The 12,235-nt window shown below is 55.0% G+C and carries 14 protein-coding genes and 3 tRNA genes; 12 read left to right on the forward strand and 5 right to left on the reverse strand.

Annotated features, from left to right (window positions below):
• Positions 1–231 precede the first annotated feature (231 nt).
• The gene (gene sdiA / locus OHJ17_RS08995) at positions 232–954 is read left to right on the forward strand and encodes a transcriptional regulator SdiA (protein WP_002911542.1); all 723 of its coding nucleotides are present in this window, start codon (positions 232–234) and stop codon (positions 952–954) included.
• A gap of 67 nt (positions 955–1,021) precedes the next feature.
• Here sdiA and OHJ17_RS09000 read toward each other — a convergent pair whose 3' ends face one another.
• Entirely contained in the window at positions 1,022–1,246 is a 225-nt protein-coding gene (locus tag OHJ17_RS09000; protein ID WP_002911541.1) for a DUF2594 family protein, read from the reverse strand.
• Between the two features lie 461 nt (positions 1,247–1,707).
• Between OHJ17_RS09000 and uvrY the strand changes: the two genes are divergently transcribed.
• The 8 genes from uvrY to OHJ17_RS09040 all read left to right on the forward strand — a co-directional run bounded on the left by uvrY (position 1,708) and on the right by OHJ17_RS09040 (position 7,115).
• Positions 1,708–2,364 (forward strand): UvrY/SirA/GacA family response regulator transcription factor, encoded by a 657-nt coding sequence (gene uvrY / locus OHJ17_RS09005; RefSeq protein WP_002911539.1) that lies wholly within the window; start codon positions 1,708–1,710, stop codon positions 2,362–2,364.
• Positions 2,361–4,193 (forward strand): excinuclease ABC subunit UvrC, encoded by a 1,833-nt coding sequence (gene uvrC, locus OHJ17_RS09010; RefSeq protein ID WP_039817844.1) that lies wholly within the window; start codon positions 2,361–2,363, stop codon positions 4,191–4,193. Before uvrY ends, uvrC begins: the two co-directional genes overlap by 4 nt.
• 57 nt (positions 4,194–4,250) lie before the next feature.
• Complete coding sequence (pgsA, locus tag OHJ17_RS09015; protein WP_004141115.1) at positions 4,251–4,799, forward strand: CDP-diacylglycerol--glycerol-3-phosphate 3-phosphatidyltransferase; 549 nt, start codon at positions 4,251–4,253, stop codon at positions 4,797–4,799.
• 150 nt (positions 4,800–4,949) lie between these two features.
• Positions 4,950–5,025 (forward strand) — tRNA-Gly (locus OHJ17_RS09020).
• Between the two features lie 40 nt (positions 5,026–5,065).
• Positions 5,066–5,139, forward strand: a tRNA-Cys gene (locus tag OHJ17_RS09025).
• A gap of 13 nt (positions 5,140–5,152) precedes the next feature.
• Positions 5,153–5,239, forward strand: a tRNA-Leu gene (locus tag OHJ17_RS09030).
• 227 nt (positions 5,240–5,466) lie between these two features.
• Positions 5,467–6,348 (forward strand): dihydrodipicolinate synthase family protein, encoded by an 882-nt coding sequence (locus tag OHJ17_RS09035; RefSeq protein WP_023301076.1) that lies wholly within the window; start codon positions 5,467–5,469, stop codon positions 6,346–6,348.
• A 98-nt stretch (positions 6,349–6,446) separates the two neighbouring features.
• The gene (locus OHJ17_RS09040) at positions 6,447–7,115 is read left to right on the forward strand and encodes a YecA/YgfB family protein (protein ID WP_004141106.1); all 669 of its coding nucleotides are present in this window, start codon (positions 6,447–6,449) and stop codon (positions 7,113–7,115) included.
• Between the two features lie 24 nt (positions 7,116–7,139).
• On the opposite strand, the gene tyrP is transcribed toward OHJ17_RS09040, so the two are convergent.
• Positions 7,140–8,351 carry a tyrosine transporter TyrP gene (gene tyrP, locus OHJ17_RS09045; RefSeq protein ID WP_004891013.1) on the reverse strand — a complete coding sequence of 404 codons (1,212 nt, stop codon included), beginning with the start codon at positions 8,349–8,351 and terminating at the stop codon, positions 7,140–7,142.
• A 191-nt stretch (positions 8,352–8,542) separates the two neighbouring features.
• Between tyrP and OHJ17_RS09050 the strand changes: the two genes are divergently transcribed.
• Positions 8,543–8,782, forward strand: coding sequence for a YecH family metal-binding protein (locus OHJ17_RS09050; RefSeq protein ID WP_004175410.1), 240 nt, complete (start codon positions 8,543–8,545; stop codon positions 8,780–8,782).
• A gap of 35 nt (positions 8,783–8,817) precedes the next feature.
• On the opposite strand, the gene ftnA is transcribed toward OHJ17_RS09050, so the two are convergent.
• On the reverse strand, positions 8,818–9,315 hold the full coding sequence (gene ftnA, locus OHJ17_RS09055; protein ID WP_004141101.1) for a non-heme ferritin: 498 nt from the start codon (positions 9,313–9,315) through the stop codon (positions 8,818–8,820).
• 57 nt (positions 9,316–9,372) lie between these two features.
• Complete coding sequence (locus tag OHJ17_RS09060) at positions 9,373–9,552, reverse strand: hypothetical protein (RefSeq protein ID WP_020324969.1); 180 nt, start codon at positions 9,550–9,552, stop codon at positions 9,373–9,375.
• A 170-nt stretch (positions 9,553–9,722) separates the two neighbouring features.
• On the opposite strand from OHJ17_RS09060, the gene OHJ17_RS09065 reads away from it, so the two are divergent.
• Positions 9,723–10,361, forward strand: coding sequence for an RpiB/LacA/LacB family sugar-phosphate isomerase (locus OHJ17_RS09065; RefSeq protein WP_002911528.1), 639 nt, complete (start codon positions 9,723–9,725; stop codon positions 10,359–10,361).
• A gap of 49 nt (positions 10,362–10,410) precedes the next feature.
• Here OHJ17_RS09065 and OHJ17_RS09070 read toward each other — a convergent pair whose 3' ends face one another.
• Positions 10,411–11,832 (reverse strand): MFS transporter, encoded by a 1,422-nt coding sequence (locus OHJ17_RS09070; protein ID WP_004148871.1) that lies wholly within the window; start codon positions 11,830–11,832, stop codon positions 10,411–10,413.
• 150 nt (positions 11,833–11,982) lie between these two features.
• Here OHJ17_RS09070 and OHJ17_RS09075 point away from each other — a divergent pair, with 150 nt between their 5' ends.
• The gene (locus OHJ17_RS09075) at positions 11,983–12,234 is read left to right on the forward strand and encodes a DUF2766 family protein (protein ID WP_002911524.1); all 252 of its coding nucleotides are present in this window, start codon (positions 11,983–11,985) and stop codon (positions 12,232–12,234) included.
• The last annotated feature ends 1 nt before the right edge of the window (position 12,235 follow it).

A 12,235-nucleotide genomic window follows, 5' to 3' on the forward strand; every position in this document is an offset into this window, starting at 1 on the left:
CTTTGCGCTATTGACTCCCACGGCCGTATACACCGCTTCCCATCGCCCTTGGCAGGGTGTAGAACATGATGGGAGAAAAACGCTATGTTTCTGTGCGGCGAGCGGGAAAATGGCAAGCCTTCAGACTAATAAATGCGACAGCTACGATATTTTATACATATAAATAAGATTTATGTGTTAGTTTTCTGTATTTATAATAATGATTATCAATCAGGAGTTATTTGCACAGCTATGAGGGACAATGATTTTTTCAGCTGGCGGCGGGATATGCTGCACCAATTTCAGTCCATGGCCACCGGCGAGGAGGTTTATAATCTCCTGCAACGTGAAACCGAAGCGCTGGAATATGATTACTACACGCTTTGTGTGCGCCACCCGGTGCCTTTCACCCGCCCCCGCGTTACGTTCCAGTCGACTTACCCCCGCGCATGGATGTCGCACTATCAGGCAGAAAATTATTTCGCGATAGATCCTGTGTTACGGCCGGAGAATTTTATGCGTGGCCATCTGCCATGGAACGACAGCCTGTTTCGTGATGCGCCGGCACTGTGGGACGGGGCGCGTGACCATGGTCTGCAAAAGGGCGTGACGCAGTGCCTGACGTTGCCAAACCATGCTCAGGGATTTCTCTCTGTCTCAGCGAACAATCGTCTGCCGGGCGGTTACCCTGAAGATGAGCTTGAGCTGCGTCTGCGAACGCTGACTGAACTAAGCTTGCTGACGCTGCTGCGTCTGGAAGATGAGATGGTGATGCCGCCGGAGATGAAGTTCAGCCGCCGCGAACTGGAAATCCTCAAATGGACGGCGGAAGGAAAGACTTCGGCGGAGGTGGCGATGATTCTCTCGATTTCGGAAAATACGGTGAATTTCCATCAGAAGAATATGCAGCGGAAATTTAATGCGCCGAATAAAACGCAAATTGCCTGCTACGCCGTGGCGACTGGGCTAATCTGAATGCGCCTGCCGTTCTGCGTGTCAGACGTGATACCGGCTGTCAGTGATACTTTCAGCCGGCACAGGATTACTGCCGATAGGCTTGTTTAATCTGCTTAACGGTGCTGGAGAATACGGCGGCCTGAGCCTCATCTTCCATCTGTGAAATCTGCTTTTCCATTTTAATAATCACGCGCCCCGCATCCGCCTGGCCCATCGCCTGCAGCATCAGCGTAATCATCGCTTTCAGGCAGGAGACTTCCTGCGCCAGTTCCTGCTTATTTTCTGCAGTGGAAAAATCTGGTGTGCTCATCGATATCCTCGTTTACTCGCTGCGCTATTGCGCTCTACTCAATGTGAAGGCCGCGCAGTATACCACAAGCGACAGAAAAAAAAGGTGTGCTTAATTTCTGTTCTCTCATCTGAGCTGTGAATGTTTTGATGCTTCGGATAATACGTAATAGCCGTCGGCAAGCCAATAATTTCCCCCATCTATTTAGCTCGTTAATAATTGTTACATATTTTGCTTCGTATTTATGCGCTACGTAATCTGTTGTGTTTTTTGTGCCTTCTGTATGAGTATTGTTAAAAAATAAGAGCCGGGCAACTGTCTGTTCTCAATGACTTTCCACTTAGTGTGCACAGACATTGCCATAAATGAGAGCCAAATCGAGGCGAGGGCATTTTTTTGCCTTTTAAAATAGCAATAAAACCCGGTAATATGTGGGAGATAAAGTATCAGTAGCGTTATCCCTCATTCTGGAGATTATTCCTTTGATCAACGTTCTTCTTGTTGATGACCACGAACTGGTGCGCGCAGGGATACGACGCATTCTGGAAGATATAAAAGGGATTAAAGTCGCTGGCGAAGCCTGCTGCGGCGAGGACGCCGTCAAGTGGTGCCGGGCTAATTCCGCAGATGTCGTCCTGATGGACATGAACATGCCTGGGATCGGTGGTCTTGAAGCGACGCGCAAAATCGCGCGCTCCGTGGCGGGCACCAAAGTGATCATGTTGACCGTGCATACCGAGAATCCTTTACCTGCCAAGGTCATGCAGGCGGGCGCGGCAGGCTATCTCAGTAAAGGCGCCGCGCCGCAGGAAGTGGTGAATGCCATCCGCTGCGTCGCGTCCGGGCAGCGCTATATTGCCTCCGATATTGCCCAGCAAATGGCGTTAAGTCAGATTGAACCCGAAAAGACAGAATCGCCGTTTGCCAGTTTGTCTGAACGCGAATTGCAGATTATGCTGATGATCACCAAAGGTCAGAAGGTGAATGAGATCTCAGAGCAGCTAAATCTGAGTCCTAAAACGGTTAACAGCTACCGCTATCGGATGTTCAGTAAATTAAACATTCATGGCGATGTCGAGCTGACCCACCTGGCAATTCGCCATGGCCTGTGTAATGCGGAGTCGTTAGCAAGCCAGTGAGTGATGTTTTTGACGCAAAAGCTTTCCTGAAAACGGTGACCAGCCAGCCCGGTGTGTATCGGATGTATGATGCTGGCGGAACCGTCATCTATGTTGGCAAAGCCAAAGATCTGAAAAAGCGGCTCAGTAGCTACTTCCGCAGCAACCTTGCGTCGCGTAAAACGGAAGCGCTGGTAGCGCTGATCGCGCAAATCGACGTGACCGTCACCCACACCGAGACGGAAGCGCTGCTGCTTGAGCACAACTATATTAAGCTGTACCAGCCACGTTACAACGTGCTGTTACGCGACGATAAATCGTATCCTTTTATTTTTCTCAGCGGCGATACTCATCCGCGTCTGGCGATGCATCGCGGCGCCAAACATGCGAAGGGCGAATATTTTGGTCCTTTTCCCAACGGCTATGCCGTGCGCGAGACCCTGGCGCTGCTGCAGAAAATCTTTCCCATCCGTCAGTGTGAAAACAGCGTCTACCGCAATCGCTCCCGCCCCTGTCTGCAGTATCAGATTGGTCGCTGCCTGGGGCCGTGCGTGGCCGGGCTGGTCAGCGAAGAAGAGTATGCTCAGCAGGTAGAGTATGTGCGGCTGTTTCTCGCCGGCAAGGATGACCAGGTGCTGACCCAGCTCATCGCGCGGATGGAGAAGGCGAGCCAGAACCTGGAGTTCGAAGAGGCCGCGCGCATCCGCGACCAGATTCAGGCCGTCCGCCGCGTGACGGAGAAACAGTTTGTCTCCAACACCGGTGACGACCTCGACGTGATCGGCGTCGCCTTCGATGCCGGCATGGCCTGCGTGCATGTGCTGTTTATCCGTCAGGGCAAAGTGCTGGGCAGCCGAAGCTACTTCCCGAAAGTGCCGGGCGGCACCGTGCTGGGAGAGGTCGTGGAGACCTTTGTCGGCCAGTTCTACCTGCAGGGCAGCCAAATGCGCACGCTGCCGGGGGAGATTTTGCTCGACTTTAACCTTGGGGATAAGACGCTGCTGGCCGACTCGCTGTCGGAGCTGGCGGGTCGTCGAATCAATGTGCAGACTAAGCCGCGCGGCGACAGAGCGCGTTATCTTAAGCTGGCGCGGACCAACGCCGCGACAGCGTTAACGACCAAATTGTCTCAGCAATCGACCATTCATCAGCGTTTGCAGGCGCTGGCCAGCGTACTGGAGCTGCCGGCCGTCAAGCGAATGGAGTGTTTTGACATCAGCCACACCATGGGCGAACAGACCGTAGCATCCTGTGTGGTGTTTGACAGCAATGGCCCACTGCGCGCGGAGTATCGGCGCTACAACATCACCGGCATTACCCCTGGCGATGACTATGCGGCGATGAATCAGGTCCTGCGCCGTCGCTATGGTAAAGCGATTGATGACAACAAGATCCCGGATGTGATCCTGATAGACGGCGGCAAGGGACAGCTGGCCCAGGCGAAAGCCGTGTTTGCTGAACTGGACGTCCCCTGGGATAAACATCATCCGCTGCTGCTGGGCGTGGCGAAAGGTAGCGATCGAAAAGCGGGTCTGGAAACGTTATTCTTTGAGCCGGAAGGGGAAGGGTTTAGCCTGCCGCCGGATTCGCCGGCCCTGCATGTGATCCAGCATATTCGCGATGAATCGCACGATCATGCGATCTCCGGGCATCGCAAAAAACGGGCGAAAGTGAAGAGCACCAGCTCGCTTGAGACTATCGAGGGGGTGGGGCCGAAGCGTCGTCAGATGCTGCTGAAGTATATGGGTGGGCTGCAGGGGCTACAGCAGGCCAGCGTCGAAGAAATTGCTAAAGTACCGGGCATCTCTCACGCTCTGGCAGAAAAGATCTTCTACTCGTTGAAACATTAGGGGCTCTGTAGCAACATAGGGCTAATTTTTACTTACAACAGATAGTTACCCGTCACTATGCAATTTAATATCCCTACGTTGCTTACTCTGTTTCGCGTCATCCTGATCCCGTTTTTTGTGCTGGCGTTTTATCTGCCCTTTAGCTGGGCGCCGTTTGCCTGCGCGCTGATCTTCTTTGTTGCCGCGGTAACCGACTGGTTTGATGGTTTCCTCGCTCGTCGCTGGAATCAGAGCACCCGTTTTGGCGCCTTCCTCGACCCGGTTGCCGATAAAGTCATGGTGGCTATCGCCATGGTGCTGGTTGCCGAACACTATCACACCTGGTGGGTCACGCTACCGGCGGCGACCATGATTGCCCGTGAGATCATTATCTCCGCGCTGCGTGAGTGGATGGCGGAGCTGGGGAAACGCAGCAGCGTGGCGGTCTCGTGGATTGGCAAAGTGAAAACGACCGCCCAGATGACCGCCCTGGTATGGATGCTGTGGCGTCCTTATCCGTGGGTGGAGTGGGCCGGGATCGCGCTTTTCCTCGTGGCGGCGGTGCTGACGCTGTGGTCGATGCTGCAGTATTTGAACGCGGCGCGCGGCGATTTGCTTGATCAGTGATCGTTTCGCCGTTATTTTCAGCAAACGATACAAAGTTGCGAAAAATACCGTTGACTCACCGCGAGAGATAAGTAGAATGCAACGCATCGAACGGCGGCACAGTCTTCCAGACGATAACAAAATCAAGTGATTAGCAAATAACTTGATGATGCGGGAATAGCTCAGTTGGTAGAGCACGACCTTGCCAAGGTCGGGGTCGCGAGTTCGAGTCTCGTTTCCCGCTCCAGATTAACAGCATCGGCAGTTGCGGGTGCTTCAGTATTAAAGGCGCGTTAGCAAAGCGGTTATGTAGCGGATTGCAAATCCGTCTAGTCCGGTTCGACTCCGGAACGCGCCTCCACTTTATATCCCGAGCCCGGATGGTGGAATCGGTAGACACAAGGGATTTAAAATCCCTCGGCGTTCGCGCTGTGCGGGTTCAAGTCCCGCTCCGGGTACCATTGGGAAATACAGAATAATCAAAGCAATAAGCAGTGTCGTGAAACCACCTACGGGTGGTTTTTTTGTTTCTGTACTTTCGCTTTCTGATACCATTCCCGCCAGCCTGACGCCACGGCGTTTTTCGGTTAACTCTAGCCTTACAGTCAATTTCTCATTTGTCCCAGGACAAAACGATCGCGCCTTGCTACTATCAAACGGACTCTCAGCCCAGCCTGCCGGAGGCATCATGTTCACTGGACTTTGCGCATTTCCTTTGACACCTTTGCATCAGCAAGATTTTGATGAAAAAGCGTTTATTCGTATTCTCGCCCGTCTTACCGATGCCGGAGTCGACTCTCTGGGCATCTTAGGTTCAACCGGCAGCTACGCTTATCTCAGCCGTGAGCAGCGCAGACGAGTGGTGCAGGTGGCGAAGGCGCATGCGGGGTCGATCCCGATGATGGTCGGCGTCGGCGCCATTGCGACTAACGAGGTGCTACGCCTGGTGGAGGATGCTCAGGAGGCAGGGGCGGATGCGTTATTACTGCCGATGATGTCCTATCAGCCGCTTTCCGCGGAGGAGATCTTTGCCTTTTACGAAGAAGTCTGTCGGCATGTCTCGGTGCCGGTTTGCCTGTATGACAATCCCCGCACTACCCACGTAATGCTGGCGGATGAGCTGCAGGGGCGCATCGCCGCCTTGCCGGCCATTGCCTCGATTAAAATTCCCGGCCTGCCCGCGCCACAGGCGAGCGAACGTGTAGCGGCCCTGCGTCAGCATCTTCCCTCTCGCGTTACGCTTGGCGTTAGCGGCGATGCGTGGGCCACTGCCGGGTTGCAGGCCGGCTGCGAAGCCTGGTATTCGGTCTGCGGCGGACTCTTTCCCCGCTGCTCACTGGCGCTGGTAAGAGCGATACGTAGCGGCGATGTGGCGCAGACTGCGGCACTGAATGAGCAGCTGGCCCCCCTATGGCGATGCTTTGATCGCTATGGTGGTAGCCTGCGAGTGATAGCCAGCGCCGCAGCGATGCTCGGACTGTGCGATCCAGACTCGCTTCCCCGTCCTTTGCTTTCGTTAGGGGAGGAGGCCTGTCGTGAGGTGGCGTCGGCGCTGCGCGGCCTGGCCTGATCGCGTATCGTTGACACCGGCGCAATAGGTATCGCCGGGTGGCTTTCTGTCGGCAATTCGGCTACTGTAGGCCCGATTTTTACCATGCGAGCCTGTGAATGAATACCGGACCTTTGAACGAAAACGAACTGGAATGGCTGGATGACACTCTGGCGAAATACGCCGCCGAAGGCGCCATTCTGGATGTCTCTGAACTGGATGGCCTGCTGACGGCGATCCTCTCTGCGCCGACCGACATCGAACCCGCTCAGTGGCTGCTGGCGATTTGGGGCGGGGCGGATAATGTCCCGCGCTGGGCCAACGATCGCGAGCGCGATCGCTTTGTCAATCTGACGCTGCAGCATATGAGCGATATCGCCGAACGGCTGGAGTCTTATCCCGATCAGTTCGAACCGCTGTTCGGCACCCGCGAAGCGGAAGGTCAGGAGCTGACCATAGTTGAGGAGTGGTGCTTTGGCTATCTGCGCGGCGTGGCGCTGAGCGACTGGTCGACGTTGCCCGCTGAACTCCAGCCGGAGCTGGACGCTATCGCGCTCCACGGCAGCGAAGAACAGTTTAGCGCGCTGGATAATCTGACGGCGGATGAATTTATCGCCAGCATCGAGCGTATCACGCCGGCGGCGCTGGCGCTTTACCAGTACTGGATAGCGAATCCGCAGCCGGTGGAGGCCCCGCAGCCAATAAGAAATGAAGCGAAAGTCGGACGCAACGATCCCTGCCCATGCGGCAGCGGTAAAAAGTATAAGCAGTGTTGCTTAGCGAAATGAACAAGGGGCCAGCAGGCCCCTTTTTTATCCCACCGCGGGCAACAACCCGGCAGCGATGCTGAACTGAATAGCCACGATGCCGATCCCGCACAGCAGAACCAGCCATAGCGTCGGTGCGCCGCCGGCGACCCGCCAGGTAGCCTGCGGATGCTCTCGGCGACTCTTCATGACCAGCAGGGCCGGCATTATCAGCGCCAGCACGGCTAATGCCACCCCGGCGTAGCCGAGGGCCATGACGAAACCGCGGGGATAGAACAGGGCGAACGCCAGCGGCGGCAGGAAGGTGATTATCCCGCTCTGCAGACGCCCGCCGACGCTGTTTTTACGCTGAAACATATCCGCCAGATAATCAAACAGGCCGAGCGAGACGCCGAGGAATGACGTCGCCAGCGCAAGGTCGGCAAACAGGTGAACGGCCAGCTCCACATGCGGTGACGCCACCACTTCGCGGATCGCCTCCAGCAGGCCGTTCAGACCAGCGTTATTTGCCAGCATGGCGGTAAAGGCCGGGGCGTCGATACTGCCCAGCGTCGCCAGCTGCCAGAAAATATAGGCCACCAGAGGAATAAAGCTGCCGATGATAAATACCCGGCGCAATTTGCGAATATCCCCCCCCAGATAGCTGACGATGCTCGGGACGCTGCCGTGAAAACCAAAGGAGGTGAAAATCACCGGAATGGCCGACAGGGCCAGGCCTTGCTCAACCGGCAGCGTCAGCAGGTTCACCTGATGAATGTGCGGCATCAGCAGGGCCAGCATAATCACCAGGAAGACGATTTTGGCGCTAAACAGGAAGCGATTGAACAGATCCACCAGCGCGGTGCCAATGCACACTACCGCCCCGCCGAGGAGGGTGAAGATCAGTACGCCTGCGGCCGGCGGTAGCTGCCAGTCCAGCCACTGGTTGAGGCTGGAAGCGAGTAATTCACCGGCGCCACTGATATAGGCTGCCGTGAGGGCGTACAGCAGAAACAGCATGCAGAATCCGGTAACCCACTGCCCATAACGGCCCAGATAGCGCGCCGCCAGAGAACCGAGCCCCATATCGGCAGGGACATGCTGGTAGACTTCCAGCAGCAAAAGGGCGGTATAGCACATCAATGCCCACAGGGTGAAAAGTAAACCCAACGTGACGGTAAAGCCGACGCCTGCGGCGGCCAATGGCATTGCCAACATTCCTGCACCGATGGTGGTGCCAGCTACGATTAAAATACTGCCCAGAGTGCGGTTTTTCACGCTTTTCGCTATCCCTACAGCAAATAACAATAAATTATGCCGCGCAGAGTAGGGGATATTACGGCTTTCGTCAAATCGGGATTACAAGTTGTGTAATGAAATGTTTACATAATAAGAGGGCGAAAGCCTGCGCTGGCGCAAGGCGCGGGTTGACGGTCTGGCCTAAGCTGGCGGTTTTTGCAGGAGGGGTTATGTCTTCTATTCATGGTCATGAAGTTTTACAGATGATGCTCGCCTCGGGTGAGTCCTGGACGGTCGCCTCGCTGGAGGCCGCCATTCGCCGCCGCTTTGGCGAAGAGGCGCGGTTTCACACCTGTTCAGCAGAGAATCTAAGCGCCGCACAGTTGGTGGCGTTTTTAGAGAAAAAAGGCAAATTTATTGCCAGAGAGGAAGGTTTTACTACCGCAGAAAATAAGATCTGCCGACATTAAGAGGGCCGCGACACGGACTGTCGCGGCGCGGGGGATTAATTCTGCGCGTCGAGGGTAGCCAGCTCTTTATCGATAAAGTACAGACCTTCGCCGCTTTTCCCAGCGAGGGTCAGTTTATCGATCACCGATTTAAATAATTTCTCTTCTTCATGCTGTTCAGCAACATACCACTGCAGGAAATTAAAGGTCGGGTAATCCTGGCTGGTCATGGCCGCGTGCGCCAGTTCATTTATTTTTTGCGTGATCAGCTGCTCATGCTCGTAGGTCTGGCGGAACAGCTCGTCGAGTGAGGCATATTCGGCAAACGGGGAGGCGATAGCGTTGATCCGCGGCAGGCTGCCGGTGTCGGTTAGATAGTCGAACAGGCGCTGCATATGGGTCATCTCTTCCTGAGCATGGCGACGCAGGAAGGCCGCGGCGCCTTCAAAACTGTGGTAACTGCACCAGGCGCTCATCTGCTGATAAAGAAGAGAAGAATAGAGTTCAAGATTCATCTGTTCATTGAGTTTGTCAATCATGTCCGTTTTCAGCATCGTTGCACTCCTGGAATTAAATAATAGATGTTATTGGCTGCCACTATAATTTGTTATTTAATTATTTGCAAAAAGTAAATTTAAAAATGTTTTATTTAAAATGCTAATGGGAATAACACGCATTGGCAGTTTAATAATAAATGAGAATGCTTTTAATTTATTATTCATTATTGCCTGGGCGGTCAGGACTTTGTCGCCGGCGGGTGGTAAGGGAGGACGAAGCGGATTCGCCAGCATGCAGAGGGCTGAGGTCAATAGACAGGGGGAGCCTGCGAAAGTGTGAAGCACTGCGTAAATTTTAAAACAACTTTTCATAAAATTTGAAAGTTTGTTTTCAAGGTAGTAAAGTGCAGTCAACGCCAATGACATTCTGCGGGCAGGCCCGCACAGCATTCAGGAGAATAACCATGAAGATTGCACTGATGATGGAGAACAGCCAGGCGAACAAAAACGCCATCATCCTCAAGGAGCTTAACGCGGTTGCCGACGAAAAAGGATTCCCGGTCTATAACGTCGGCATGAGCGATGAGAACGATCATCATCTGACCTACATCCATCTTGGGATCATGGCCAGTATTCTGCTGAATTCGAAAGCAGTTGACTTCGTGGTCACCGGCTGCGGTACCGGTCAGGGGGCGCTGATGTCGCTGAACATCCATCCGGGCGTGGTCTGCGGCTACTGTATCGATCCGGCGGATGCGTTCCTGTTTGCCCAGATCAACAACGGTAATGCGCTGTCGCTGCCGTTTGCCAAAGGCTTCGGCTGGGGCGCCGAACTGAATGTGCGGTTTATCTTTGAAAAAGCCTTTACCGGCCGCAACGGCGAAGGCTATCCGCCGGAGCGCAAAGAACCGCAGGTGCGCAATGCCGGGATCCTCAACCAGGTCAAAGCAGCAGTAGTAAAAGAGAACTACCTCGATACCCTGCGCGCCATCGATCCGCAGCTGGTGAAAACCGCAGTCTCCGGCCCACGCTTCCAGCAGTGCTTCTTCGAAAACTGCCAGGATAAAGCAATCGAAGACTTTGTTCGCCAGATCGTCGCTTAACCGTCATCAGGGCCAGCGCCGCTGGCCCTTCCGTCGTTTATTTTTTCTTCTATTTCTTCTTCTCCGACACGCTGCTGCCGGCCGTTTTGGCCAGATGCAGGCTGTCGATCATCCCTACCAGACAGATCAAGGCGATAAACACAAACGACAGGCGGAAGCTGATCCCCGGTAGTTCAGTAAGATGCAGCCAGTCGCCGACCTGCTCGCCCAGGCGAATGCCAATCGCCCCGAGCGTGATCCCCAGCCCTACCGCCAGCTGCGACGCGGTACTGAACAGCGTATTAGCATCACTCATCTGCGCGGCGGGGACATCGGCGAAGGCCAGCGTGCTTACACCGGTAAACTGGATTGAGCGAAACACCCCGCCGAGATAAAGGATCAGCATGATGGCCCAGACCGGCGTCTGCGGCGTAAGCAGCGCGCAAGCCAGCAGCGAACAGACGTTCAACGCGCCATTGATCAGCAGTAGCCGACGAAAGCCCAGCCAGCGAATGAGCGGTGTGGTGGCGGGTTTAATGGTTAAATTACCGACAAACACCGCCAGCACCAGCAGGCCGGAATGAAAAGGATCCATACCGAATCCCACCTGGAACAGCAGGGGGAGCAGAAAAGGCACCGCGCTGATGGAGGCCCGGAACAACGAGCCGCCGTACATTGTCACCCGGAACGTCGGCACCTGCAGGGCGTCGAGACGAACCATAGGCGCCGCCGCCCGGCGGAAATGACGAATGGAATATAACAGACAGCCGAAGCCAAGCGCGGCGAGAGCCAGCGTCGGCCAGATCTGCGGCTGGCGATCGCCGAGCCGCTCCATCGCGGTCACCAGACTGACCATCGCGACCGAGGTAGTGATAAATCCGCTGAGATCGAAGGAGCGCCGTTCCGTTTCGCGAATATCAGGGATAATGCGCAGCGAAAGGATGATGGCGGCAAGGCCCAGCGGGACATTGATAAAGAAGATCCAGTGCCAGCTGGCGTAGCGGGTTATAAAGCCGCCCAAAGGCGGGCCGATAATGGGGGCCACCAGCGCCGGCCAGGTCAGGGTGGCGATGGCCTTGATCAGCTGGTGTTTCGGCGTGGTGCGTAGCACCGCAAGGCGACCAACGGGGACCATCAGCGCGCCGCCGACTCCCTGAAGGATACGCATGGCGACAAAGATATGCACCTCGGTGGAGAGGCCGCAGAAGACCGAGGCAAGGGTAAAGATCGCCAGGGCGAGAGTAAAAATAGCCCGGGCGCCGAAGCGATCGGCGATCCAGCCGCTGGCCGGGATCAGGACCGCCAGGGTAATCAGATAGGCGCTGATGCCGATATTCAGTTCGACCGCGGTGACGCCAAAATCCCTCGCCATATCGGGCAGGGCGGTGGCGATCACCGTCCCGTCGAGAAACTCCATAAAAAAGGCACCGGCCACCAGCAGCGCCGGCGCTGAAAAAGCACGTTCATCGCGGGAAGAGATCGCGGTATTCATGTTGTCACTGCCATCAAGAGTGTGATCCTGTGCAAAGCGGCAGGAGACGACCCGCCAGCCAGTAGGGTAGATAAAAAAACCTGCGACGGCAGGTTTTATTATCGTTAACGATTTAGGGTACTATTACGCTCCTGAAAAAAGGAGTAATTAATGTCTCAACATCTTACCGAACACGACGAGCTGGTATCCGATGTGGTTGCCTGCCAGCTGGTTATCAAACAGATCCTCGATGTCATTGACGTCATTGCGCCGGTGGAAGTGCGTGAAAAAATGACCACTCAGCTGAAAGCTATCGACTTCGCCAGCCATCCGGCTTCTGCCGATCCGGTGACCCTTCGCGCGGTGCAAAAAGCGATCGCGTTGATTGAGCTGAAGTTTACTCCACAGGAAGAAACGCATTAAT

The sequence above is a fragment of the Klebsiella sp. KP20-425-1 genome, assembly GCF_025813515.1.
Taxonomy (GTDB): Bacteria; Pseudomonadota; Gammaproteobacteria; order Enterobacterales; family Enterobacteriaceae; genus Klebsiella; species Klebsiella pneumoniae.